The 22,470-nt window shown below is 68.2% G+C and carries 18 protein-coding genes and 1 pseudogene; 9 read left to right on the top strand and 10 right to left on the bottom strand.

Going from position 1 to position 22,470, the window contains the following annotated elements; translation table 11 throughout:
* The first annotated feature begins 14 nt into the window (after nucleotides 1-14).
* The 8 genes from BJ970_RS31590 (at nucleotide 15) to BJ970_RS31555 (ending at nucleotide 12,440) form a co-directional block, all read left to right on the top strand.
* Entirely contained in the window at nucleotides 15-5,000 is a 4,986-nt protein-coding gene (locus BJ970_RS31590) for a WXG100-like domain-containing protein (RefSeq protein WP_184731030.1), read from the top strand.
* A gap of 156 nt (nucleotides 5,001-5,156) precedes the next feature.
* The gene (locus BJ970_RS31585) at nucleotides 5,157-5,996 is read left to right on the top strand and encodes a mycofactocin-coupled SDR family oxidoreductase (protein WP_184731028.1); all 840 of its coding nucleotides are present in this window, start codon (nucleotides 5,157-5,159) and stop codon (nucleotides 5,994-5,996) included.
* A 66-nt stretch (nucleotides 5,997-6,062) separates the two neighbouring features.
* Entirely contained in the window at nucleotides 6,063-7,199 is a 1,137-nt protein-coding gene (locus tag BJ970_RS31580) for an NDMA-dependent alcohol dehydrogenase (RefSeq protein WP_221468330.1), read from the top strand.
* Between the two features lie 63 nt (nucleotides 7,200-7,262).
* A complete protein-coding gene (locus tag BJ970_RS31575; protein WP_184731026.1) occupies nucleotides 7,263-8,807 on the top strand; it encodes a sugar ABC transporter ATP-binding protein in 1,545 nt (514 codons plus the stop codon).
* Entirely contained in the window at nucleotides 8,804-9,862 is a 1,059-nt protein-coding gene (locus BJ970_RS31570) for an ABC transporter permease (protein ID WP_184731024.1), read from the top strand. Before BJ970_RS31575 ends, BJ970_RS31570 begins: the two co-directional genes overlap by 4 nt.
* A gap of 48 nt (nucleotides 9,863-9,910) precedes the next feature.
* On the top strand, nucleotides 9,911-11,050 hold the full coding sequence (locus BJ970_RS31565; RefSeq protein ID WP_184731021.1) for a sugar ABC transporter substrate-binding protein: 1,140 nt from the start codon (nucleotides 9,911-9,913) through the stop codon (nucleotides 11,048-11,050).
* A 35-nt stretch (nucleotides 11,051-11,085) separates the two neighbouring features.
* Nucleotides 11,086-11,424: a DUF4286 family protein gene (locus BJ970_RS31560; protein WP_184731019.1), complete on the top strand. Its 339-nt coding sequence runs from the start codon at nucleotides 11,086-11,088 to the stop codon at nucleotides 11,422-11,424.
* Nucleotides 11,425-11,540: 116 nt separating this feature from the next.
* On the top strand, nucleotides 11,541-12,440 hold the full coding sequence (locus tag BJ970_RS31555) for an IclR family transcriptional regulator (protein WP_184731017.1): 900 nt from the start codon (nucleotides 11,541-11,543) through the stop codon (nucleotides 12,438-12,440).
* Between the two features lie 24 nt (nucleotides 12,441-12,464).
* Here BJ970_RS31555 and BJ970_RS31550 read toward each other — a convergent pair whose 3' ends face one another.
* Both BJ970_RS31550 and BJ970_RS38420 read right to left on the bottom strand, forming a co-directional pair.
* On the bottom strand, nucleotides 12,465-12,989 hold the full coding sequence (locus BJ970_RS31550; RefSeq protein WP_246472176.1) for an NsdA family TPR-like regulatory protein: 525 nt from the start codon (nucleotides 12,987-12,989) through the stop codon (nucleotides 12,465-12,467).
* 154 nt (nucleotides 12,990-13,143) lie between these two features.
* Nucleotides 13,144-13,206, bottom strand: a pseudogene (locus BJ970_RS38420) (hypothetical protein); the annotation flags it as partial.
* Nucleotides 13,207-13,527: 321 nt separating this feature from the next.
* On the opposite strand from BJ970_RS38420, the gene BJ970_RS31545 reads away from it, so the two are divergent.
* On the top strand, nucleotides 13,528-14,712 hold the full coding sequence (locus tag BJ970_RS31545) for a methyltransferase domain-containing protein (RefSeq protein WP_184731015.1): 1,185 nt from the start codon (nucleotides 13,528-13,530) through the stop codon (nucleotides 14,710-14,712).
* A 15-nt stretch (nucleotides 14,713-14,727) separates the two neighbouring features.
* Here BJ970_RS31545 and BJ970_RS31540 read toward each other — a convergent pair whose 3' ends face one another.
* The 8 genes from BJ970_RS31540 to BJ970_RS31505 are packed head-to-tail and all read right to left on the bottom strand — an operon-like array spanning nucleotide 14,728 to nucleotide 22,465.
* Entirely contained in the window at nucleotides 14,728-15,816 is a 1,089-nt protein-coding gene (locus tag BJ970_RS31540) for an LLM class flavin-dependent oxidoreductase (protein WP_184731013.1), read from the bottom strand.
* Nucleotides 15,809-16,591 (bottom strand): SDR family NAD(P)-dependent oxidoreductase, encoded by a 783-nt coding sequence (locus tag BJ970_RS31535; protein WP_184731011.1) that lies wholly within the window; start codon nucleotides 16,589-16,591, stop codon nucleotides 15,809-15,811. Before BJ970_RS31535 ends, BJ970_RS31540 begins: the two co-directional genes overlap by 8 nt.
* A gap of 20 nt (nucleotides 16,592-16,611) precedes the next feature.
* Complete coding sequence (locus BJ970_RS31530) at nucleotides 16,612-18,066, bottom strand: aldehyde dehydrogenase family protein (RefSeq protein ID WP_184731009.1); 1,455 nt, start codon at nucleotides 18,064-18,066, stop codon at nucleotides 16,612-16,614.
* Between the two features lie 32 nt (nucleotides 18,067-18,098).
* Nucleotides 18,099-18,980, bottom strand: a complete 882-nt coding sequence (locus BJ970_RS31525) for an SMP-30/gluconolactonase/LRE family protein (RefSeq protein ID WP_184731008.1) — start codon at nucleotides 18,978-18,980, stop codon at nucleotides 18,099-18,101.
* Nucleotides 18,977-19,780 (bottom strand): ABC transporter ATP-binding protein, encoded by an 804-nt coding sequence (locus BJ970_RS31520; protein ID WP_184731006.1) that lies wholly within the window; start codon nucleotides 19,778-19,780, stop codon nucleotides 18,977-18,979. Before BJ970_RS31520 ends, BJ970_RS31525 begins: the two co-directional genes overlap by 4 nt.
* Nucleotides 19,777-20,487: an ATP-binding cassette domain-containing protein gene (locus BJ970_RS31515; protein ID WP_184731004.1), complete on the bottom strand. Its 711-nt coding sequence runs from the start codon at nucleotides 20,485-20,487 to the stop codon at nucleotides 19,777-19,779. Before BJ970_RS31515 ends, BJ970_RS31520 begins: the two co-directional genes overlap by 4 nt.
* On the bottom strand, nucleotides 20,484-21,578 hold the full coding sequence (locus BJ970_RS31510; RefSeq protein ID WP_184731002.1) for a branched-chain amino acid ABC transporter permease: 1,095 nt from the start codon (nucleotides 21,576-21,578) through the stop codon (nucleotides 20,484-20,486). The genes BJ970_RS31515 and BJ970_RS31510 overlap by 4 nt, the downstream gene beginning before the upstream one ends.
* Entirely contained in the window at nucleotides 21,575-22,465 is an 891-nt protein-coding gene (locus BJ970_RS31505; protein ID WP_184731000.1) for a branched-chain amino acid ABC transporter permease, read from the bottom strand. Before BJ970_RS31505 ends, BJ970_RS31510 begins: the two co-directional genes overlap by 4 nt.
* Between the last annotated feature and the right edge of the window lie 5 nt (nucleotides 22,466-22,470).

Genomic DNA, 22,470 nt, shown 5'->3' with positions numbered 1-22,470 from the left:
TTGGGTGTTGTCGCGTGTCTGTGCTGGTACCGGCGGAGGTGAGGCGGCTTTTTCAGGTGTTGACCGGTGAGGACATGACGGATGCGGATGAGGATGCGTTGTTCGAGGTGGCGGGGGCGTTGGAGTCGGGTGCGGCGACGGTGGAGACGTTGGGTCCGGTGGTGGGGGATGTGGTGGGGCGGGTACGGGGTGGGTTTTCGGGTAAGGCGGCGGATCGGTTCGCGCAGCGGTTGGAGGCGTTTGGTCCGGTATTGGAGTCGGGTGGTGTGGGGTTGCGGGAGTTGGCGGGGTTTGTGCGGAATCTGGCGTTGCAGGTGCAGTATTTGAAGTTTGTGACGGTGGGTGGGTTGTTGCTGTTGTTGGGGGAGGTGGTGTGGGCGGTGTCGATGGCGGGGTTGACGGCGGGGGCGAGTATGGCGTGGTTGGCGGCGCGGTTTGCGGTGATGCGCTTTCTGTTGTCGCGGTGGTGGGGGCAGCTGTTCATGCGGCTGGCGGTGGCCCAGATTGTCGGGATCGGGTTGCAGGTGGTGATTGATGGTGGGGCGCACGTTGTGCAGTTCGCGTTGGGGACGCGGAAGAAGTGGGATGGCCAGCTGACCGAGATGGCGGTGGGGGTGGGGTCGTTCAGTGCGTTGTTGGCGGTGCCGTTGTCGGCGTTGGGCAATGTCGTAGGCAACGCGATCACCAAGGTGTTGGTGCGCGGTCTGGGTGATGAGATCGATGCTGAGGTGTTGGCGGCGGCGGCCAAGCATGCGGCGGAGGAGCACGCGCAGCAGTACCCGGTCTCATCGATGGCGCGCTTCGCCGATGTGGCCTCCAAGTGCCTGGACGATTACACGGGGATGTCGGTGCGGGCGATGTGGTCGGCGCGGTTCGGTCACGGGCTGGGGGAGTCGCTGGAAGAGGGCCTGACCGAAATGTTCGGCGAAAGCGGGTATGGGGCGCTCAGCGGTCAGGGGGCACAGTGGAATCCGTTTTCGTTCACGGCAGGGCTGTCCGAAGCGGTGGGCTCGGGCATCGGCAACATCGCGGGCCTGGCATTGCGCGGCGGGTTGACCCCGGTGGGCCGGGCCCGGGACATCGCCGGCGGGGAGAAGGATTCCGGCAGCGGCGGCGCGCGCACCGACACCGAGGCGACCGGAGACTTGAAGGTGGAGTCGGGGTCGCAGCCGGGTGAGAAGCCCGGCTCCCTGGAGACTCGCGGCGAAAGGTCCGGCTCCCCGAACGGTCTGTCCGGTGTGGACTCTGGGGTGCCGGTACCAGGTGTATTCGAGACTCCGAAGGACGCCGGGTTGTCGTCGTGGTATAAGGGCGATGCGACGGCTTTGGGTGCACTGCGGGATCAGGAAAGGCCGGGCCCGCCGCCCTACAGCACGTTTCCGGGTGATGACCATATCCGCGGTGATGTGGACAGCCTTGGTGATTACCCGGCCATTTCGCCGGTGCATGAAGGTGAGGTGACGGCGGGCGACGCCGGTGTCGGCGCACCGCCGGAATATGGAGCCCTTGCCCACGGTGACCACGCGGAAGCTCGTTCATCCGGCATGGCCAGTCAGAATGACTACCAGCGTGACACCGCGATGCCTGACGATGCGGTGACTGCAAAGAATTCCCGTACCGATACGCCACTACGTGACGACCGCCTCAGCATCGGGGTGCCGGGTATTCCGGTGGACGGTGTGCGGGTGGCAGAGCCTGCCGCACGGGTGCCCGAATCGCTGGTGGGCGGGTCGGTGACGGACCCCTCTGATGTGCCCGGTGTGGCTTCTGATTCCGTGGTGTCGGAAACGATTTTTCCTGTGGCCGGGGTGGTTCCGGTTGCCGAAGACGGGATCATGTTGCCGGAACAGGGGGCTGCGTGGGATGGAGCGGCCGTTCCGTCTGTGGGGGCGGGTACCAGCGTGAATTCGGTTGCGGGGAATGTGGAATCGGCGGACCCGGCCAGTGGCGTGCCGCCGTCGCTGCTGGCGGAATGGTCGGTGTCGCCGGACGCATCGGGCGCGGTGGTTTCGGGCGGTCCGGAGTTGGGTGTGGAGCCGGTGAGGTTGCCTGCGGGTTCGGTGCGAGTGTCGGTGCCGGTGGATGTGGTGTCCGGTGGTGAGGTTGTGGAGTTCGTGCGTGGCCGGGTGGGTGGTGCAGGTGCAAGTCCGGTGGTGTTGGTGTCGGGGAAGGGTCCTGGTGTGGTGTCGTGGGTGCAGGCGTCGGAGCTGGCGCGGGGGTTGGGGCGTGATGTCGTTGCGGTGATGCCGGGGCGTGGTCCGCATGGTCCGCGGTGGATGCGTTTCGATCCCGACGGCTCCCGTCCCCGCCCGATCGATGGACCCAGCCGGACGGGGACGACGCCGAAGCGGCTCAGCGAGGGGCGCGACTGGTTGGATTCTTTGGCGAATTCGTCGACTACCGTTCCGCCGGTGGAGCCGGTGCGAGTGGACGCCGACGCTGACTCCACGGCACGCGACACGGTGGTGCCCGAGTCGGGCATGCAGGGCCATGCCGAGGGGAGTCCGGTATCGGCCGGTGTGACGGGGTGGACGGTGTCGTATCTGCGTCGGGCCGTAGAGCGGGCGCACGCGGCGGGTGGTCCGCCTGATGTGGCGGTGCGGATCGTGCAGGGCACGCATGATGTGGTGACGCTGGCGCGTGGCGATGCCGATCTGTCGCTCGATGATGTAATTGCCTTGGTCGCGGCGAAGTCTGGCGAGGCTGGCCGCGCCGAGGCGGTGCGGTTTTCCCGGGAATTGGCGGCACGTCTTGGTACGGAGGGCACGGGGCTGGCCGTCCATGCCGGAGCGGAGCAGGATCAGGTAACGGATTTCCCGGGGTCCGGGGAGGTTGCGGAGAGCGGTCAGGTCGGTGGTATGGCGGCGGGGTTGGTGGAGGTTCCCATGACGTGGGGGCTTGATCCGGCTGCCCCTGAGCTGACCGAAGATACGGTGTGGTGGTTTGATCCGGAGACCGCGGAGCAGGCGTGGGAGCCGGCAAGGGATATCGAGGATCCAGGGGCGAATACTGCTGATCCGGCGGTGGCATCCGAGGTCGAGCCGGTGGTGGGGGTGGAGGTGGTTGAGCCGGTGGTGGGGGTGGAGGCGGTTGAGAGGTCTCGGCTGGTAGCTGAGTTGACGGCGTCGGTGAATGCTTTGCAGGGGCTTTTGCCGGGTGCGCCGGAGGGTTACCTGCCCGGATTGCGGCAGCGGGTTGAGCTGTGGTCGGCGATGTTGGGGCGGCAGGGGTTCGACGGTGTGGAGCTGGCGGGTTTTCGGCAGCGGGTGAACCTTGCCGGGGCGTTGGTTGAGCGGGTGCGGCGGGAATTGAATATTCATCGTTCGCCAGATTTGTTACCGGTCCTCGGTCTCGGGCTCGGGCCAGGTGCAGCGGAGCTGTCTGGTGCGGACAGTGATCGTGGTGTCGGCGAAACGAATCCGATTGCTGAGAGCAGTGGCCGCAAGCGGGGGCGCTCCGATGACGTGGTCGATGAAGGTGCTGAACGTAGGCTGGCGGGACCAGGTGGCACGTCCGGAAAACGAAGCAGGGATAGGCAGTTGAGAGAGGATGCGGTAGCAGAGGCACGTCGTGCTCGTAGCGCGGGCGAGCCCTACACCGGCAAGGAGTTGGGGAAGAAGTTCGGGAGGAACGAAAGGTGGGGTCGAGCACGGCTTGCGGAACTCCGTCGTGACGCTGACGGGAGCGGGCCGGAATCGGATGACTCGGAGCAGGTGCGGGAGGAGGCTCGGGCGGAGGCGCGTCGTGCGCAAGATGCTGGTAGACCCCACACCGGTGTCGCGTTGGGGCATAGGTTCGGGAAGAGCGACTGGTGGGGATTGGCGCGGATCCAGGAGATGAGGGATGCGGGCAATAGGAGCTCGCCGGATTTGGACGAGCAGGTGCGGGAGCAGGCACGGGTGGAGGCGCGTCGTGCGCGCGACGCGGGTGAGCCCTACACCGGCAAGGCGTTGGGGACGAAGTTCGGGAAGGGCAGCTCGTGGGGTTTGGCGCGGCTTCGGGAGATAAGGGATGGCGGGGAGGGGAGCGGGCCGGAATTGGGGGACCCCAAGCAGATGCGGGCGGAGGCGTGGGTGGAGGCGCGTCGTGCGCGTGACGCGGGTGAGCCCTACACCGGGCTGGCGTTGGGGGAGAAGTTCGGGAAGAGCGAAAGGTGGGGTTCGTCGCGGCTTGCGGAGATCAAGGATGAGGGGGATGTGAGTCGGCCGGAATTGAATGAGCAGGTGCGGGAGGAGGCTCGTGTGGAGGCGCGCTGTGCGCGTGACGCGGGTGAGCCCTATACCGGACTGGAGTTGGCGAAGAAGTTCGGGAAAAGCCGCGCGTGGGGTTTGGCGCGGCTTGCGGAGATCAAGTATGAGGGTGTTGCGAGTCGGCAGGATTTGGGTGAGCAGGTGCGGGCGGAGGCTCGTGTGGAGGCGCGTCGTGCGCGTGACGCGGGTGAGCCCTATACCGGACTGGAGTTGGCGAAGAAGTTCGGGAAGAGCCACTCGTGGGGTTCGGCGCGGCTTGCGGAGATCAAGGATGAGGGTGTTGCGAGTCGGCAGGATTTGGGTGAGCAGGTGCGGGCGGAGGCTCGTGTGGAGGCGCGTCGTGCGCGTGACGCGGGTGAGCCCTATACCGGACTGGAGTTGGCGAAGAAGTTCGGGAAAAGCCGCGCGTGGGGTTCGGCGCGGCTTGCGGAGATCAAGGATGAGGGGGATGTGAGTCGGCAGGATTTGGCTGAGCAGGTGCGGGAAGAGGCTCGTGTGGAGGCGCGTCGTGCGCGTGACGCGGGTGAGCCCTATACCGGACTGGAGTTGGCGAAGAAGTTCGGGAAGAGCCGCGCGTGGGGTTCGGCGCGGCTTGCGGAGATCAACGACGCCGGTGCTGCGCAGGGTTCTGGGAGTGGTGTGTCGGCAGGGACTGGGGGCCTGGAGCCGCAGCTGTTTTCCGATTTGATGGCGGTGGCTGAGTGGACGCAGACGGACCCGCGTGCGGATTTTCCGGATCTTGAGGTGTAATCCCCGGGTGATGCGGCGCTGTGCGAGCGCGTCGATTTCCCTTGAAGTCGCCGAGATCCCTGCTTCGCCCCTTGACATCCCTCCACGGTATGACGAGACTCACACCGTTTTCACCAGACTACAAGTGTCTCGTATATAAGACAACAAGGGGTGTTGATGTCACGCCAAGGACGAGTCGCGGGGAAGGTCGCGCTGGTTACCGGGGCCGCCCGGGGGCAGGGTCGCTCACACGCCGTGCGCCTGGCCGAAGAAGGCGCCAGCATCATCGCCATCGACGCCTGCGCCCCGGTCGAATCGATCAACTATCCACTGTCGACTCCCGAAGATCTCCGGGAGACGCAGCGGCTCGTCGAGGAACACGACGCGCGGATCAGCACGCACATCGCCGACGTCCGCGACCAGGACGCGCTGCGGCGTGCCGTGCGCAAGGGCGTGGCCGAGTTCGGTCGCCTCGACATCGTCTGCGCGAACGCCGGTATCGCTTCGTTCGGGCGGGTGTGGGAGCTTACCGACGACCAGTGGACCGAACTGCTCGACATCAACCTGACAGGTGTCTGGCGCACCGTCCGTGCCGCGGTGCCCGCGATGATCTCGGCCGGTCACGGCGGGTCCCTGATCCTCACCGCCTCCTTCGCGGCCAACAAAGGGGTGCCCAACATCGGCCACTACGTGGCGTCCAAACACGCCATCCTCGGTCTGATGCGCACGCTCGCCGTCGAGCTGGCCGAGTACGGGATCCGCGCCAACACCGTCAATCCGTCGTCGGTGGGCACTGGAATGTTCTTCAACGAAGAGACCTACAAGTTCTTCCGGCCGGACCTCGACCGGCCCGGCCGGGACGACATGGCGGAGGTGGCGGCCGGGCTGAACCTGCTCCCGGTGCCCTGGGTCGAGCCGGTCGACATCAGCAACGCGGTGGTCTACCTGGCCTCCGACGAGGCTCGTTACGTCACCGGCAGTCAGCTCGCCGTCGACGCCGGCGCGGTCGGCAAATGATCCGGCGCGACCTGAGTCGTGCCTTTCGGCAAATCCCCCAGCACACGCCTACGAAGGGGCCTGACAATGACGCCGGGTCGAATCACCACGCAGGGAGCGCTCCTCTGGAAGCCGGGAACCCGATCGGGCTGGAGCGTCGAGGAGATCCAGATCGACCCGCCGAAATCCGGTGAAGCACGGGTCAAACTCGCCGCGTCGGGCCTGTGCCACAGCGACGACCACCTCGACACCGGCGATGTCGACCTCGGCGGCTGGGCACCCGTGCTCGGTGGGCACGAGGGTGCCGGCATCGTGCAGGAGGTGGCGCCGGATGTGACCGCCGTGCGGCCCGGCGACCACGTCGTCCTGTCCTTCATGCCGTCCTGCGGTCAGTGCGCGATGTGCGTCAAGGGCTACTCCACCCTGTGTGAGCTCGGCGCCGGTGTGCTCCGCGGCACTTCCCCGGACGGCACGCATCGAATCTTCGCCCGTGGTCAAGGGGTCGGCTGCATGTCCTACCTGGGCACCTTCTCGCCGTACGTGTGCGTATCGGCCAACGCGCTGGTGAAGATCGACGAGAGCGTTCCGCTGGACAAGGCTGCTCTGCTCGGCTGCGGGGTGCCGACGGGCTGGGGATCGTCCGTTTACGCCGCCGATATGGAGATCGGCGACATCGTCGTCGTGATCGGCACCGGCGGTGTGGGCATGAACGCGGTCCAGGGCGCCCGGCACAAGGGCGCGAGTGTCATCATCGCCGTCGATCCGGCGCCCTTCAAACGCGAGCAGGCGCCGATCTTCGGTGCCACACACACCGTCGAAAGCTGGGGCGAGGCGAAGACGCTCGTCGACCGGTTGACGAATGGACAGGGCGCGGATCGTGTCATCGTCACGATAGGCGTCGTTCCGCCCGAGGTGATGCATCCGGCGCAGTCGATGACCCGGCGAGGCGGGACGATCGTGCTGACCGGGGTCGTGCCCATGGGGGTCCGGGAGATCCCGCTCGACCTCTTCGACTACGTGATGTCCGGAAAACGCTTACACGGCACGCTGTATGGAGACACCAACGCCCGTGCGGACATCCCATTGCTCGCCCGTCTGTACCGGGACGGCGCTTTGCGGCTGGACGAACTCGTCACCCGTACCTACCGCCTGGAGGACATCAACCAGGCGTTCGCGGACATGCACAACGGTGCCAACCTGCGCGGCGTCATCGTCTACGACTGAACTTTTCCGCCCTTTCCGTATCGCGTGTCCCGCGGGTGATCGCTGCTGTCCACAGGAGTGCTCATGACAACGCAGTTTCCCGACGACGCCGCCGCACCATCGCCCGGGTCTCTACCGATCCTGGAAATCCGGCGCCTGTCCAAGACCTTTCCCGGGACTACGGCCCTGCTGCACGTCGACCTCGATGTCGAAGAAGGGGAAATCCACGCCCTGGTCGGCCAGAACGGGTCGGGCAAGTCCACCTTGATCAAGGTCCTCGCCGGATATCACCGCCCGGATCCCGGCTCGGAGATCCGCCTCGGCACCGAGCCACTGACCCACGACGCGATCGCGGATCACGACAGCCTGCGGTTCGTCCACCAGGACCTCGGTCTGTTCCTGGAGCTGAGCGCCGTCGACAATCTCGCTCTCCGCAGCGAATTCCTGACCTCGGCGACCGGACGCATCCAGTGGCGCCGGCAGACCGCCCGCACGCTCGAACTGCTCGAAGGCTTCGCCGTCGATCTAGACGTGCGGGCACCGCTTAGCGCCGCGACTCCGGTTCAGCGCACGGTGGTCGCGATCGCGGCAGCGCTGTCCGGATGGGACGGAGGCGCCGGGGTGCTGGTGCTCGACGAGCCCACCGCGGTGCTGCCGCCCGCCGAGGCGGCCCATCTGCTCGACATCGTGCGGCAGGTCCGGGACCGGGGCACGAGCATCCTTTACGTTTCTCACCGGCTCGACGAGATCATCGAGGTTGCCGACCGGGTCACCGTCCTGCGCGGCGGCCGGGTAGTCGAGACCCGGACGACCCGGGGGCTGGACCCGAACTCCCTCGCCGCGATCATGGCCGGCGACGAGGTCGGCACCGGATACCGCGCGATGCTGCCCTCCGCGCAGCGGAATCCGGTCGTGCTGAGCGGGCGGAACCTGTCCGGCCGCTATCTCGACGGCGTCTTCTTGGAGCTGCATGAGGGCGAGATCCTTGGCGTTGCCGGGCTTCCCGGCTCGGGCAGTGCCGAACTGGCCCCCGCACTCGCCGGCGTGCTCCGCGAGGCGACGGGGGAGGTCCGTCTCGGCGAAGGTCCCGTCACACCGGTGTCCCGAGCGGCCCGGCTGAACCTCCCCATCGTCCCCTCCGACCGGCTCCAGGACGCCGTTCTCCCCGGAATGACCGTCGGCGAGAACCTTTCGATCGGGATACTTGAGCGGCTGCGCACCGGTCTTTCGTTGTCGCACCGCAGGGAGCACGACGCGGTCGCGAACTGGATGGACAACGTCCGGGTCACCGCGGCCGGCGGGGACGCGCCGATCACCACGCTCAGCGGCGGAAACCAGCAGAAGGTGATGATCGCCCGCTGCCTCGCCCGGGAGCCCCGCGTCCTGCTCCTCTGCGACCCGACCGCCGGCGTCGACCCGGCGGCGCGTCAGGCGATCCACGAGATGGTCGCCGAACGGGCCCGGCAGGGGCTCGCCATCCTCGTGACGTCCGCGGACATCGGCGATCTGCTCGCGATGTGCACGCGGGTTCTCGTGCTGTGCAACGGAAAAGTGGTCCGCGAGCTGATCGGGCACGAGATCACCGAGCACGGCTTGATCCGTGCGATGGAAGAAACGGAACAGCGATGACTCCCTCCAAGGCCCTGCAGGACGAGCCGCGCACCGCCGCCGGAACGGACGGACCCGCTGGCGCCGAGGCCCGGCGTCACGCCCCGTCTCGCTCGGTGTGGGCGGCGCTGAGCCCGAGGAACATCGGTGCCGTCTACATCCTCGTACTGATCGTGGTCGGGTTCAGCGTCTACCTGCCGATCAGCTACCCGACGCTGGCGACCGTGAAGCAGGTGTCGAACGGCTACTCGATCATCGCGATGGCCGCGCTCGCCCTCGTCGTCCCCCTGGCGACGCGCACGTTCGATCTCTCCTTCGCCTACGTGATGACGCTGTCCGGCGTGACCGCCGCGCATTTCGTCGTGGCAGGCCTGAACACCGTGCTCGCAATGGCTTTGGGCATGCTCGCGGCGATCCTGATCGGCGCGGTCAACGGCCTCGTCGTGGTGGCGATGAAGATCGACTCGTTCATCGGCACTCTCGCCACGGGCTCGCTGGTCCAGGCGTTCATCATCTTCTTCACCAACGACCAGATCATCACCGACGTCCGCCTCGCCGGCGGCTTCTCGGATCTCGCCCAGGTTCAGGTCGCGGGCTTCACCGGACCCGCCTTCTACAGCGTTCTCATCGCCGGTCTGCTCTGGTACGTCCTGGAACACACCGTCTCCGGACGCCGGGTGTACGCGGTCGGCTTCAACCCGGACGCCGCGCGGCTCGCGACCATCAACGTGCGCAAGATCCGGTTCGTGGCACTCGTGGTCTCCTCGGCCATCGCCGGTTTCGCGGGCCTGTGCCTGGCCTCGTCGCTGAGCGCGGGTTCTCCCACCGCGGGCACGGCGTACCTGCTGCCTGCCTTCGCCGCCGTGTTCGTCGGCGCCACCCAGCTCAAGAACGGCCGGTTCAACGCCTGGGGAACGCTCCTCGCCGTCGTCATGCTCGGCGCCGGCACGGTGGGGCTCAGCCTGTCCGCCGCGCCGAACTACGCCGCGGACATGTTCACCGGCGTGGTTCTCATCGCGGCCCTGGCCGCCACCGGTCTGCAGCGGCGCCGGACCAGACGCGGCGCACGACGCTGATCTTCCTTTCCCGACCACACTTTTTCCGAAACAAGGGAGTTTCTCCGAATGGCTGTCCACAGCAGATTTCGTTGGGCTCGTCGCGCGGTGCTCGCCGCGGTGACGCTGCTCCTGACGATCGTCCTCGCCGGTTGCGGCGCCGGCGAGCGCGGTGCCGCGGCCGGTCCCGTCGATCAGAACGGGCTGCAAAAAGCAAAGGATCTCATCACGCAATTCAGTTCCCGCCCGACCGAGCTCAACGTGACCGCCCCGGTCGGCAAGGCGATTCCGGCAGGAAAGACCGTCGACTTCATCAGCTGCGCGGCCGCGGACTGCAACGTGATCGCCGGCGTGCTGCGCGCGTCGGCCGCGAAGCTCGGCTGGACCCTCAATGTCATCAACACCGACGGCAGTCCCGAGTCGCAGCAGCAGGCCTTCGCCCAGGTGGTGCGGGACAAGGCCGACGGCGTGATCTACATCGCCATCGATCGCAGCGTCTACGAAAGATTCCTCCCCGAGCTCAAGGCGAACGGCACGTGGATGGTCAGCGCGTGCTCGAACAACGAGCCGGGCAACGGGATCGACTACGCGATCTGCACCCCGGATCAGCAGAAGGGCGCGGGGAAGTTGATGGCCGCCTACATGGTCGCCGACAGCGGGGGCCAGGCCAACGCCGTCTACTTCAACGTGCCGGCATTCGTGAACCTGTCCAAGATGCAGGACGAATTCCTCGGCACCATGAAGGAGCTCTGCCCGAGCTGCGGGACGGCCACCCAGGACATCCCGGTGACCGCGCTCGGCAACGGCGTGCCTCAGCTGATCGTCGGCTACCTGCGGGCACATCCGGAGGTCAACTACGTGTCGCTGAGCATCGACAGCCTGGCGTCCGGGCTGCCCGCCCAGCTCAAGGCCGCCGGCCTGGACCACGTCAAGATCATCGGCGAGGGCGGCGGCGACACCACGTGGCAGTACATCAAGACCGGCGACCAGATCGCCTCCGTTCCCTCGCCGTTCGTGGAGACCTACCTGGCCGGGCTCGATTCCATCGTCCGGCACGTTACGGGCGTCCCGCAGGTCCCGTCGCAACTGGCCCGTTTCTGGGTGGTCACCAAGGACAATGTCGCGCAGACCGATCAGAAGGTCGCTGGCGCGACGCCGGTGGTGGTCGGCAGCGACCGGATGTTCCACCAGCTGTGGGGCGTCAGCTGACCGCCGTCCGAGCAGCGTCCGGAGAGGAGCCCGCGATGAGCAAGATGATCCACGCAGTGTTCAGCGATGCGGTGAGCCAAGACCGTGAGGAGGAGTTCAACGACTGGTACTCCCGGGTCCATGTCCCCGACGTGTGCGCCATTCCCGGGGTGGTCGGCGCCCGGCGCTTCAAGCTCGCCGACGTGCAAAGCGCCTTCGCCGGCCAGGTCGCGCACGGGCAGCGCTACCTGGTGATCTACGAGATCGACACGGACGACCCCGAAGAGGTGGAACGCCAGCTGCGGGCCCGCTTCGCGGACGGGCGGCTTCGTCCCACCGACACGATGGCCGCGGACCCGCCGCCGATCGCCGTCTACTACAACGAGATCAGCTAGCGCGAGGCACGCGGGAGGCCGGTTCCGGTGGGCCGGCCTCCCACGGGCGACCGGACTCGATGCACAGTTGCGCGCTAAGCTACTTGTTCGTCGGTTCGTCGTCGAAAGGTGTGTGAGTGCCCACCGCGGTTCCCGCGATCGATCGCGCCATGCAGATCCTCGATCTTCTGCGGGAGCGCCCCTTCGACGCGATGACCCTCAGCGACATCTCCCGAGCCGTGGGGATCCACAAGGCCACGTGCGCATCCATCCTCGCCACGCTGAACCGCCACGGCTTGGTTGAGCGTGCCGACGGGCGCCACTACTCGCTCGGCAACCACCTCGTCGAGCTCGGTCACGCCTACACCCAGCGTTACCGCCAGTACTCCCTCGGCCGCCCCGACATCGTTCGCCTCGTCGCACAGACCGGCCTCAGTTGCGCCGTCATCGCCCGCGACTGCGAGGACGTTGTCGTTCTCGACATGGTGGGGACGACCTCGCCGGCGCACCTGTCCATGCGCGTCGGGCGCCGGGTCCCGCTCGTCCCGCCGGTCGGCACCATCTTCAAGGCCTGGGCCGAGCCGGCCGAGCTGGAGGACTGGCTCGACCGCATGCAGCACGAGTTCGGCGGGGACCGTGCCACCTACCTCGGCGCCGTCGCCGCCCTGCGCTCCCGCGGCTACTCCCTCGGCGGCGAACACGACGTCAACCTCGAACTTGAGGCCGCCATCCGCCGCATCAACTCCGCACATGACGGCGACGAGCGCGTCCTTGAAGTCGCCCTCATCGTCGCCAACAAGATCCGCAACTACCAGGGTCCGGGCGCACCCGACGACGAACCGGTGAATTCCGTCATCGGTCCCGTCTTCGACCACACCGGGCAAGTCGTCATGACCCTCAATCTCTTCGGCGAGCTCGGCGAAATCCGGAGCAAGGACCTCTCCGGGATCACCCCGCAACTCCTGGAGACCACCATCCGGATCACCCAGAAAACGGGCGGCCGCCTGCCCACCGGCTTTCCCACCCCAAACCCCTGACCGGGTCCGACCAGTAGTGGTCGACTAGGCGGGTAGCAGGTTCTCCACTGCGCCGATGCGGAGGTCCAGCCGGGTGGAGTTCACCCCCTCCGCGGCCTTTCGGGCGCGGTTGATCGTCGTCCGCGCGGCGTCGAAGACCCCGGCGCGGGCGTAGGACTCGGCTAGCCACGTCTGGTAGAGGGCGATCTCTCGGGCGTGCTCGGGGGTGTATGCCGCGATAGCGCCGGAGAGCAGTGGCTCAGCGGTGAGTGGGTCACCCAACTCGATCAGGCAGCGCCCGGCCATCACGTCGATTTCCTTGCGGTCCAGCCAGTAGACCCACTCCGGTTCCTCGACCCCGGCGGACCGTTGTTCGTAGGCGTCGTCCACCGCGTCCAGCGCACGCTGGGTGCCGTCCCGATCGCGGGCGCGAGCGCTGGCCCAGGCCACCCGTTCCAGGAGCAGCGCCCGGACAATCGGGGTGGTTCGGCCCTCGGTGCCCTTCACGGCCGAGCGGGCCAGTAGTGCCGCGTCGGCCGGGTCGCCGACGTTGGCAACCTGGTAGCTCAAGCTGGAGAGGAGCTGTCCGGCTAGCGCGGGGTCGCCAGGTGTCGGCCACCAGCCATTCGTGAGCGACCCGTAGCGGATCATCCGGCGGGCCATACAGGGTGTCCACGGACACGTTCAGCGCACGGGCGTACGCGGTGACGTGCTCGGGCTTGATCGCCCGTTTCCCGGTCTCCAGCAGGCCGAGAAGCGGCTTGCTGTAGTGCGTGCGGGCGGCCATCGCGGACAGGCTCACTCCGGCGGCCTCACGGGCCGCCCGCAGGTTCGCGCCGAGGTCAGACACCGATCACCACCTGTAGACGCCAGTAGACGCCAAACCCATTCACATAACCCCGTGTGATGACGAGGCTACAGAGTGTAGGGTGGGGCTGCCCCGGCCGGTGATCGACTTTCCCCGCCGGGGGTGGATGTTTTACGTGTGAATGAGATCGAACTAGGTCACGGCAGTGGGCAAGGACAAAAACGATCACTCGGTCGAGGACGACAAGCAGACTGGCAAGACCGGCAAGGACTTGGACCCGGACAAGTACGAGGACGACGAATGACCATCGCTGCCAGCGACGACGGCGTACGCACGCTGATCGATGAATTGCACTCGGCCGGGAACCTCCCGGCCGAGTGCCGTTCAGCGCTGCGCGCGGTTCCGCGCGAGTGGTTCATCCCGGCCCGGATTTGGGTGCAGGAGACCGAGGACGGGCCGTATCAGGCGGTGGACCGGGCCGAAAAACCGGACCGCTGGCTAGCGGCGGTGTACTCGAATCGGGTCATCGTGACCCAGTTCGATGACGGGGCGACCGAGTGGCCGGAGGTCGGCGACCGGCCCACGTGCTCGGCGTCCATGCCTTCGGTGGTCGTGGGCATGTTGGCCGAGCTGGGCGCGCGGCCGGGGCATGTGGTATTCGAGGTCGGCACGGGTACCGGGTGGAGTGCCGCTCTGCTCGCTCATATCGTTGGTGCGCAAGGGAAAGTCGCCACGGTGGAGATTGATCCGACACTGGCGGCGGATGCCCGGAAACGTCTGGAGGTGGCCGGTTTCGCCGAGGTGGACGCCAGGCTGGCCGATGGCGTGGCCGATGTTCTGCCGGACACGGTGGATCGGGTGATCGCGACGGCGGGTGTCCACATGGGACAGTTGCCGTATCCGTGGGTGACGCACACCCGGCCGGGCGGGGGGATCCTCGCGCCGATGCGGGCCGATCTCGCGTCCGGGCCGCTGGTGCGGTTCGTCGTCGGCGAGGACGGGACCGCGAGCGGGCACGCGGCCGACATGCAAGTCGGATTCATGGAACTACGCTCGCACCGGGTCGCGTCCGATCCCGTTGGGGCACAACGGTTTGACGATCCGGCGGCCGAGATCACCTATACCGATCTCGGCCCGTGGGTGCCGTTGCTGGCCGATGATCATCGCTGGCCGATCGCGGTAGCCCTGCCGTCGTGCCGGGTGAACGTGTGGGAGCGCACCGACGACCGGCCCGGCGTGGCGTGGCTGCGTGATCCGCTGTCCGGCTCGTGGGCCAGCGTCGTCCCGGAGGGCAAGGGCCGGTACGTGGTCCGGCAGGCCGGGCCGCGCCGGTTGTGGGATGCCGCCGAGTCGGCCTACCGGTGGTGGAAGGAAAGGAGCGAACCGCCGTTGTCGGCGTGGGAGTGGACCATCACCCCGGACCGGCAGAGCGTCACCCTGCCGCCCGATTGGCCCAATGAAAATCAACACGCCGGTTTCCGTTGAAATCGCCGCCGGATTTCAGATACGGAGCGTTCGGGCTTCTGCGGGCACGGCGAGCTCGTCGAGCAGGGGAACGACCACCGATTCGCAGAGATAGGCGAAGTGCTCCCGGTTTTCGGCCGGGTCCGTGCCGGGCGCGAGCCAGGTCAGCAGGAGGTCGGTGTACGGGAACTCCGTCGCATGCGGGACCAGCTGCTCGACCACGGAAGCCGCGGTCCCGGTGATCGTCCGGTCCTGTGCCTCGCGTTCCCTGGCGATGTTGACGTTGACGTCCGCGCTGGTCCAGGTCGTGGCGCGGGAATACCAGTCGAACATCGTGGTCATGCGGTCCAGCCGGGCCCGGGCGCGGGCATCGTCCTCGTCGACCGAGACGAACTTGGACAGCGCCCAGTACCGGGGCGCGGGACGGCCGAGGGAGTGCAGTTCCTCCCGATATGCGTCATTGATCCGCCGAAAGCTGTCGTGGTCCATCACCCAGGAAACGTTGAGGCCGTCGGCGAGGCGGGCCGCCCGGCGCGCGGCGGCCGGGCTCTGGACGCCGAACACGAGCGTCGGGTCCTCCCGTGGCAGCGCGCCGAGCCGGCCCGCGACCGTGAAATGCCGGCCCGGCGGGACCTCCTCTCCGGCCCAGAGGGCGCGGCAGGTTTCCACGATCTCCTCGAACCGGCTGACCCGGTACTTCACGTTCGTGCCTGCGGCCGCGAACTCCTCGGGACGCCAACCCAGGCCGACCACGAAGGTCGCGCCGGCCCGGGCGAGCCGGTCGATGGTGACGACCTTCTCGGCGACGTCGATCGGCGAGAACAGCGGGAGCTGGATGAACCCGCTGTTCAAGTGGGCCTCCGGCCAGGCGGCCGCGACGTAGCCCAGGATCGTCCACGGGTCGGCGAACTGCTGCGGGTGGGACATCCAGTGGTGCCCGGAGCCATAGAAGGTCGGCGCGACCCGTCCGAACGACGACCAGACCGACGCGAGGTCGGTCCGCGTGGCGATCTGGCGGTCGATGACTTCGCGGAACGTGTCGTGCGCTCCGGTGAGCACTCCGAGTTGGGCGCTGGGGTTGAGCATGCGCAGGGTGACGCTCGGCGTCGGGCGGTTCTCAGGCACTGAGGCCTCCATCAACGGGGATCCAGGTTCCGGTGACGTAGCGGGACTCGTCGGAGGCCAGGAACAGTGCCACCTCCGCCGTGTCGGCCGGTTCGGCGGCACGCCGCAGCGGAATGCGCTCCGCCCGCACGGCCACCTGCTGCGCGAAGTCCTCGTCGTCGGCAAGCCCGACCCGGTCCGGGTCGACGAAGGTCCGCAGCATCGGGGTGTTCGTCGGCCCCGGGCAGATCGCATTCGCCCGGATCCCGTCCGGGCCGAGCTGGCGCGCGACCGAGCGCATCAGGATCTGGGTGCCGCCTTTTGTCATGCCGTAAAGCGGACTGCTGGGCGCGGCCATCAGCCCGGAGATCGACGATGTGTAGATGATCGACGCCGACGGCGCCGCGGCCCGCAGCAGCGGTACGGCCAGACTCGTTCCGAAGAACTGGCTCTTCAGGTTGATGTCGACGGTGCGGTCGAACTGCTCCTCGGTGAGGTCCAGTCCGGGCGGGCCGGGCACACCGGCGTGGTTGAACAGCACGTTGAGCCGTCCGTACTCGTCCTGAACGAACCTCATCAGACGCCGCAAGCTCGCTACGGACGCGACGTCGGTCCGCAACGGTTTGGCTTCGCCGCCCTCGGCCAGGATCTCCGCCGCGGCGCGATCGGCGGCGTCCCCGTCCAGATCGGCGATGACCACGGCAGCCCCTTCCGCGGCGAACCGGCGGGCGGACGCCAAGCCCATGCCCGACGCGCCCGCGGTGACCACGGCGATCTTGTGGTCGAGTCGTCCCATGTCTCCTCCTCCCCGTCTAATCAGGCGATCCCGATGGTCTTCTTGCGCAGGAACTCGTCCAGTCCCGCGCGGCCGCCCTCGCTGCCGATCCCGCTGCCCCGGAAACCACCGAAGGGGGCGCCGGGGTTGCGCCGGTTGGCGTCGTTGACGTAGACGGTGCCGCTCTTGAGGTTGGCCGCCAGCCGGGTCGCGGTGCGCAGGTCACGGGTGTGGACGTAGTTGGACAGGCCGAACCGGGTCGAGTTCACGTCCCGGAGCATCTGCTCCTCGTCGGTGAAGCGGAACATCCCGAAGACGGGCCCGAAGATCTCCTCCTGGCCGAGGGGGCTGGCCGGGTCGACCTCCTCGAAAACCGTTGGCTCGACGAAGTAACCGTTGTGAAACTTCTCCGGCACCTCGGGTCGGCCCCCGCCCAGCAGGAGCGTGCCGTCGCCACGCCCCCTGGCCCCGTCGACGAAGTCCAGCACGCGGTGCTGCGCCGCCCGGGTGACGAGCGGCCCCATCATCGTGGACTCGTCCTCCGGGTCACCGACGACGACCCCGCCGACGGCCGCGACGAGCTTTTCCCGGTATTCCGGGTAAACGGCGTCGTGCACGAACAGCCGCGAGCCGAACTTGCAGGACTGCCCGGCGTTTGACATCTCCTTGGACGCGAGGGTGACGGCCAGGTCGATGTCGGCGTCCGGTAAGACGATGTAGGCCGATTTGCCGCCCAGCTCGAAGCAAAACGGCTTCACGAGGGCCGCGCCGGACCGCATCATCGCCGTGGCCGTGGCGATCCCGCCCGTGAAGGAGATCTTCTCGACGTCGGGGTGCACGGTAAGCGCCTCTCCGGCCTCGGCCCCGCCGACCACGATGTTGACCACCCCCGGCGGGATGCCGGCTTCCAGGCATGCCCGGCCGAACAGGGCGGGGGTGTAAGGGGTCAGCTCGGATGGCTTGACCACCACGGTGTTTCCCGCCGCGAGCGCGGCGGGAATCTTCATGCACAGCGAGAGCAGCGGAGAGTTCCAGGTGATGATGATGCCGACGACGCCGTAGGGCTCCAGCCGCGTGTACTCAAGGGTCCCGTCGTCGGCGGACGCGGTGATGTCGCCGCCGACCTTGTCGGCATAGCCGACGTAGGTGCGGATCCACTCGCATGCGAGCTTCAGGCGCCATTTGAATCCCTGCCGCGGGATGCCGGTCTCGGCGCTGGAGACGGCCTCGAAACGATCCCCCCACGACTCGACGACCTCCGCGAGGCGGGCCAGGCGGTTGCGCCGCTCGACCGGACCGAGCGCTTCCCAGGCGGCGGTCGCGTCTTTCGCGGCGGCGACGGCGGCGGCGACCTCGGGCGCACCGCCGAGCGGGACCTCGCCGTTTGGCTCCCCGGTGGCGGCGTAGTGGTGGGTCATGCTCGGTCCGGAGGCGTCGCGGACGACCTCCCCGCCGATGATCATCTCGCTGACGAGCTGACTGGTGGATGTGTGCACGGGGCGCTGCCTTTGTTTGGTGGGGGAGTGGGTCAGGAAGTGAAACTGGTGGCGCAGGGCGGCGGGCAGCAGCCCGCGGTACCGCTTGCGGTGACGAGGACCGCGCCGTCGAGATCGGAAGGTTTCTCGCCGGCGTCCACGATGTGCGCGTAGGCCGAGGTGACGACGAGGTCGGTCAGGTCCGGGCCGGCGAAGGCCACCGAGGTCGGGTAGCGCACTGGTACCGGGATGCGTTCCTGGAGCACGCCGTCCGGGCCGTAGCGGTGCAGCTTCCCGCCGCCGAAGAGCGCGACCCAGATCGCGCCCTCGCCGTCCACGGCGAGCCCGTCCGGCATCCCCTCGTCCGCGTCGATTTCGGCCAGCACGCGCCGCTCGCCGAGCAGGCCCGTGTCCAGGTCGTAGTCGAAGACGTCGATGCGCTGGCGGCGGCTGTCGACGAAATACAGCCGGTCGCCGGCGGGCGACCAACCGAGGCCGTTGCCGAGGATCACCCCGGCCACCTGGACGGATGCGTGCTCGACGTCGTCGAGCCGGTAGAGGGCGCAGTGCGCCTCCCGCTGCGGCCGGTCGAGGGTGTCGAACCACAACCGGCCGTGCGGATCGCATTTGCCGTCGTTGATGCTGGTCAGCGGCAGGTCCGGCTCGACAGGGAGCTGGGGGCGCGCGATTCCCGTCCCGGGCAGCGCGCCGATCCCGTCGGCCACCGAAACCAGGGCCGAGCCATCGGCGCAGGGCAGCACGAAGGTGACGCGGTCCCCCACCCGGCGATCGGCCGTCGTGCCGCTGTCCCAGGACGTCCGCCGGAAGAGCCCGTTGTGCACGTCCACGTGCCAGAGCTCGGCAGACCCGGGCAGCCAGGTCGGCGCCTCGCCCAGCCGGGAGCGCGCCGGTCCCAATGGTTCGAACGATCTCATCCCGCTGCCTCCTGGGGAGTCACGCCGAGCAGACTGACGGCGACGTCGGGCCGCGTGAGCAGCTCGTCGAGGCGACCCTCGGCGAGAATGCGGCCGGTGTCCATGACGATCGTGCGGTCGCAGAGCCGCTGCATCAGCTCCATGTCGTGCTCGATGATCAGCACCGGGACGCCGAGCTCGCGGCGCACGCGCTGAATCGCTTCGGCCATCTGGTCTCGCTCGCGGACGCTGAGGCCGGAGGCCGGCTCGTCGAGCAGCAGGATCCGTGGCTCGCCCGCGACGGCTCGGGCGAGATCGGCCAGTTTCGCCTGCCCGTAGGTGAGCTCGCCGAGCCTGCGGTTCACGGGTGCAGAGAACCCGACGAGCTCAAGCGCCTGGGTCACGCTGGCACGTGCCTGCCGTTCGTGGCGCCGCGCGCGAGGAAGCCGCAGTGCGTATTCGACCGCCGTCGCCCGGCGGTCGTGGGCGTCGCGAGCGAGCATCCCGACTTGCAGCGCGGTCAATGCTCCGAAAACCGCAGCGGTCTGGTAAGTGCGCGACACTCCGGCCCTGGTCACCTGGAACGGCTTCATCCGCCGGATGTCTCGGCCGAAAAGCTCGATCCGGCCGGACGACGCATCGACGCTGCGCGAGACGCAGTTGACGACGGTCGTCTTGCCCGCGCCGTTCTGCCCGAGCAGGCCAAGTACCTCATCGCGCCGCAGGGTCAGCGACACTCCCTGGACGGCGCGGATTCCGCCGAAGCGCACTTCGAGGTCGGTGATCCGCAGCGGGTCCGGAGGCGGTTCGGTGGTGATCATCGCGCCTCCCGTAGGTCCGCGGCGGGCGCACACCGGCCGCGCTCGAACGCGTGGATGGTGTCGGCGAAGCGCTCGGCGACCGCGCGGGTCTGCTCGACGAGCACGATCGCGATACCCCTGCCGCGCAGGTCGAGCAGCGCCTGGCCGACGAGCTCGACCGCGGCCGGGGACAGGCCCTGCGACATCTCGTCGACCATCAGCACGACCGGCTCGCGGCACAGCGCGGTGGCCATCGCGACCAACTGCCGCTCGCCGCCGCTGAGTCCGCCGCCGTAGCGGTCCAGCCAACTCCGCACCCGTGGGAAGGTGTCCAATACCCCGTCCCGGACGGAAGTGCGCCGCGCCGCCGGGATCCGCCCCGTCGCGAGGGTCAGGTGCTCGCGCACGGTCAGGTCGGTAAAGACCTTGCCGCGGTCGGGGATGAAGGCGATCCCGGCGGCGGAGACGGCCTCGACAGGGGTGCCGACGATCTCCCGCTCGCCAAGCCGCACACTGCCGCCGAGGATCTGTGCCGGCGACCGCCGCTCGACCCCGGCGATCCCTTGCAGGAACGTGGACTTGCCCGCGCCGTTGGGCCCGACGAGGGACGTGATGCGGCCCGCGTGGACGTCGAGATCGGCATCGCGGACCGCAAGCGGGCCGTTGTGGTAGCGGATCCGCAGGCCGCGCACTTGCAGCGCCGGCAGGGCGGTGACGTCGGCGCTCATCTGACCGGCTCCTCGACGGGACGCCCGGCCGCGGCTGGCTGGGCGGCATCGGCCGGCTCGGGTGGGGTGTCCCCGGTGTCCCGCCGGACGAGGCGGGCGAGCCGCGGACCGAGCGCCGCGAGCCCGCGAGGTTCGAAGGCCAGGAACAGCAGCACCACGATGCTGTAGGCGATGATCTGCACGTACGGCAGGCCGCCCGCACCGTTGAGAGCAACGATCCAGTTGCCCGCGTCGGTGGCGGCCAAGGCAGCCACGCCATACGGAATCAGGGTGATCGCGCAGGCCCCGAGGAACGGCCCGGCCATCGAACCCAGCCCGCCGACGATGATCATCGCCACGTAGGAGACGGCCACGGTCAGCGGGTAGCTCTCGTATGAGATCGCTCCGGCGTGAAAGCCCGACAGCGCACCGCCGAGCGAGATGATCCCGGAGCCGACGGCGAAGGCGAGGACCTTGACCCGCACCACGTCCACCCCGGCCACCGAGGCCGCGGCCTCGTTTTCCCGCACCGCCATCCAGGCACGACCGAGCGGTCCGCGCACGAGGCCGGCAATGAGCAGCACCACGATCGCGACGACCACGGCCACGACGACGAACCAGGTGCCGTCGTCGAGCAGCACTGTGCCGAACATGCTCGGCGGGGCGAACGGAAAGCCCGACAGGTACTGGGAATTCTCCCCGAGCTGGAGCTGTTCGATCCCGAAGACCACAATGGACTGCACTGCCAGCGTCGCGAGCACCAGGTAGAACCCGCGCCAGCGCAGGGCGATGGCGCCTACGATCCCGCCGCACACGAAGCCGGCCAGGACGCCGGCCAACACCGCCACCAGGAAATTCCCGATCGTGCTGCCCAGATACCACGCCGTCATGCCGCCGATGGCCATGAATCCAGCGTTGCCCATCGACGCCTGCCCGGCGTAGCCGGTGATCAGGTTGAGCCCGTAGGCGCCGATCGCCGCGAGCAGCACCAGCACGCCCTGCCCGACGAGATCGGCCGGGCCGAACTGGGCCCAGACCGAACCGGCCGCGAGGATCGCGATGATCACACCGGCCGTCGCGAACTCGCCACGGGGCATCCGAATCCGTGTCATAGTCTGCTGAACTCCCCGTGTCCGAAGAACCCGTGCGGCCTCACGATCAGCACGATGAGCAGGAAGGCGTACGGCGCGACGTCCGTCCAGCCACCGCCCAGGTAGACGGCGGCCGAGGACTGAACGAGCGCCAGGACGAAAGAGCCGACGAGGCAACCGATGATGCTGTCGAGCCCGCCGAGCAGCAATGCTGGGAAGATCGCCGCGCCGAGGCCAGCGGCCGTCGTGGGGTTGAGCGCCGAGGAAGTCGCGAACACCACCACGCCGAGCGTGCTCACGAACGCCGCGAGCGCCCAGCTGACCGTCGCCATGCGGCGTGGGCTGACGCCGAAATAGCCGGCGAGGCGGGGGTTGTCCGCGGTCGCCCGCATCGCCATTCCCAGCCGCGACCGGGACATCCCCAGCGCGATCGCCCCGACCACCACCAGCATCAGCAGCACGCCGGCGATTTCCAGGCTGCTGACCATGAACGATCCCGCCCGCCATTCCCACTGGGGGAGCGGCACCGAGAGCTTCCGTTCTCCCGATCCCGCGATGTACGGGATGAGCGCGCCCAGCGCCTCGGCAAGCACGATCGTGCCCAGCACCACGCCGATGTCCGTCGACGCCCCGAGGTTGCCGCGCGCGCCACTGATAGGCGCCAGCACAAACCGGTAGAGCAGCCCGCCGGCGACGAGCGCGAGCACCGAGCCGACGAGCAGGGCCAGGTAGAAACCCAGGGCGGACTGCAGGGCGTACACGAAGTACGCCCCCATCAGCCCGACCGCGCCGGCGGCGAAGTTGAGCACGCGAGTGGCCCGGAAGATCAGCACCAGCCCGAGGCTCAGCAGTCCGTAGATCGCGGTGAGAATGACGACGCCGTTGAGCGCGCTGGTCAGGGCGGTCATGCTCG

Origin of the sequence: Saccharopolyspora phatthalungensis, assembly GCF_014203395.1 — a bacterium.
Taxonomy (GTDB): domain Bacteria; phylum Actinomycetota; class Actinomycetes; order Mycobacteriales; family Pseudonocardiaceae; genus Saccharopolyspora; species Saccharopolyspora phatthalungensis.
The sequence above is the reverse complement of the archived record's forward strand: the minus strand, read 5'-3'. Positions and strand labels throughout refer to the sequence as shown.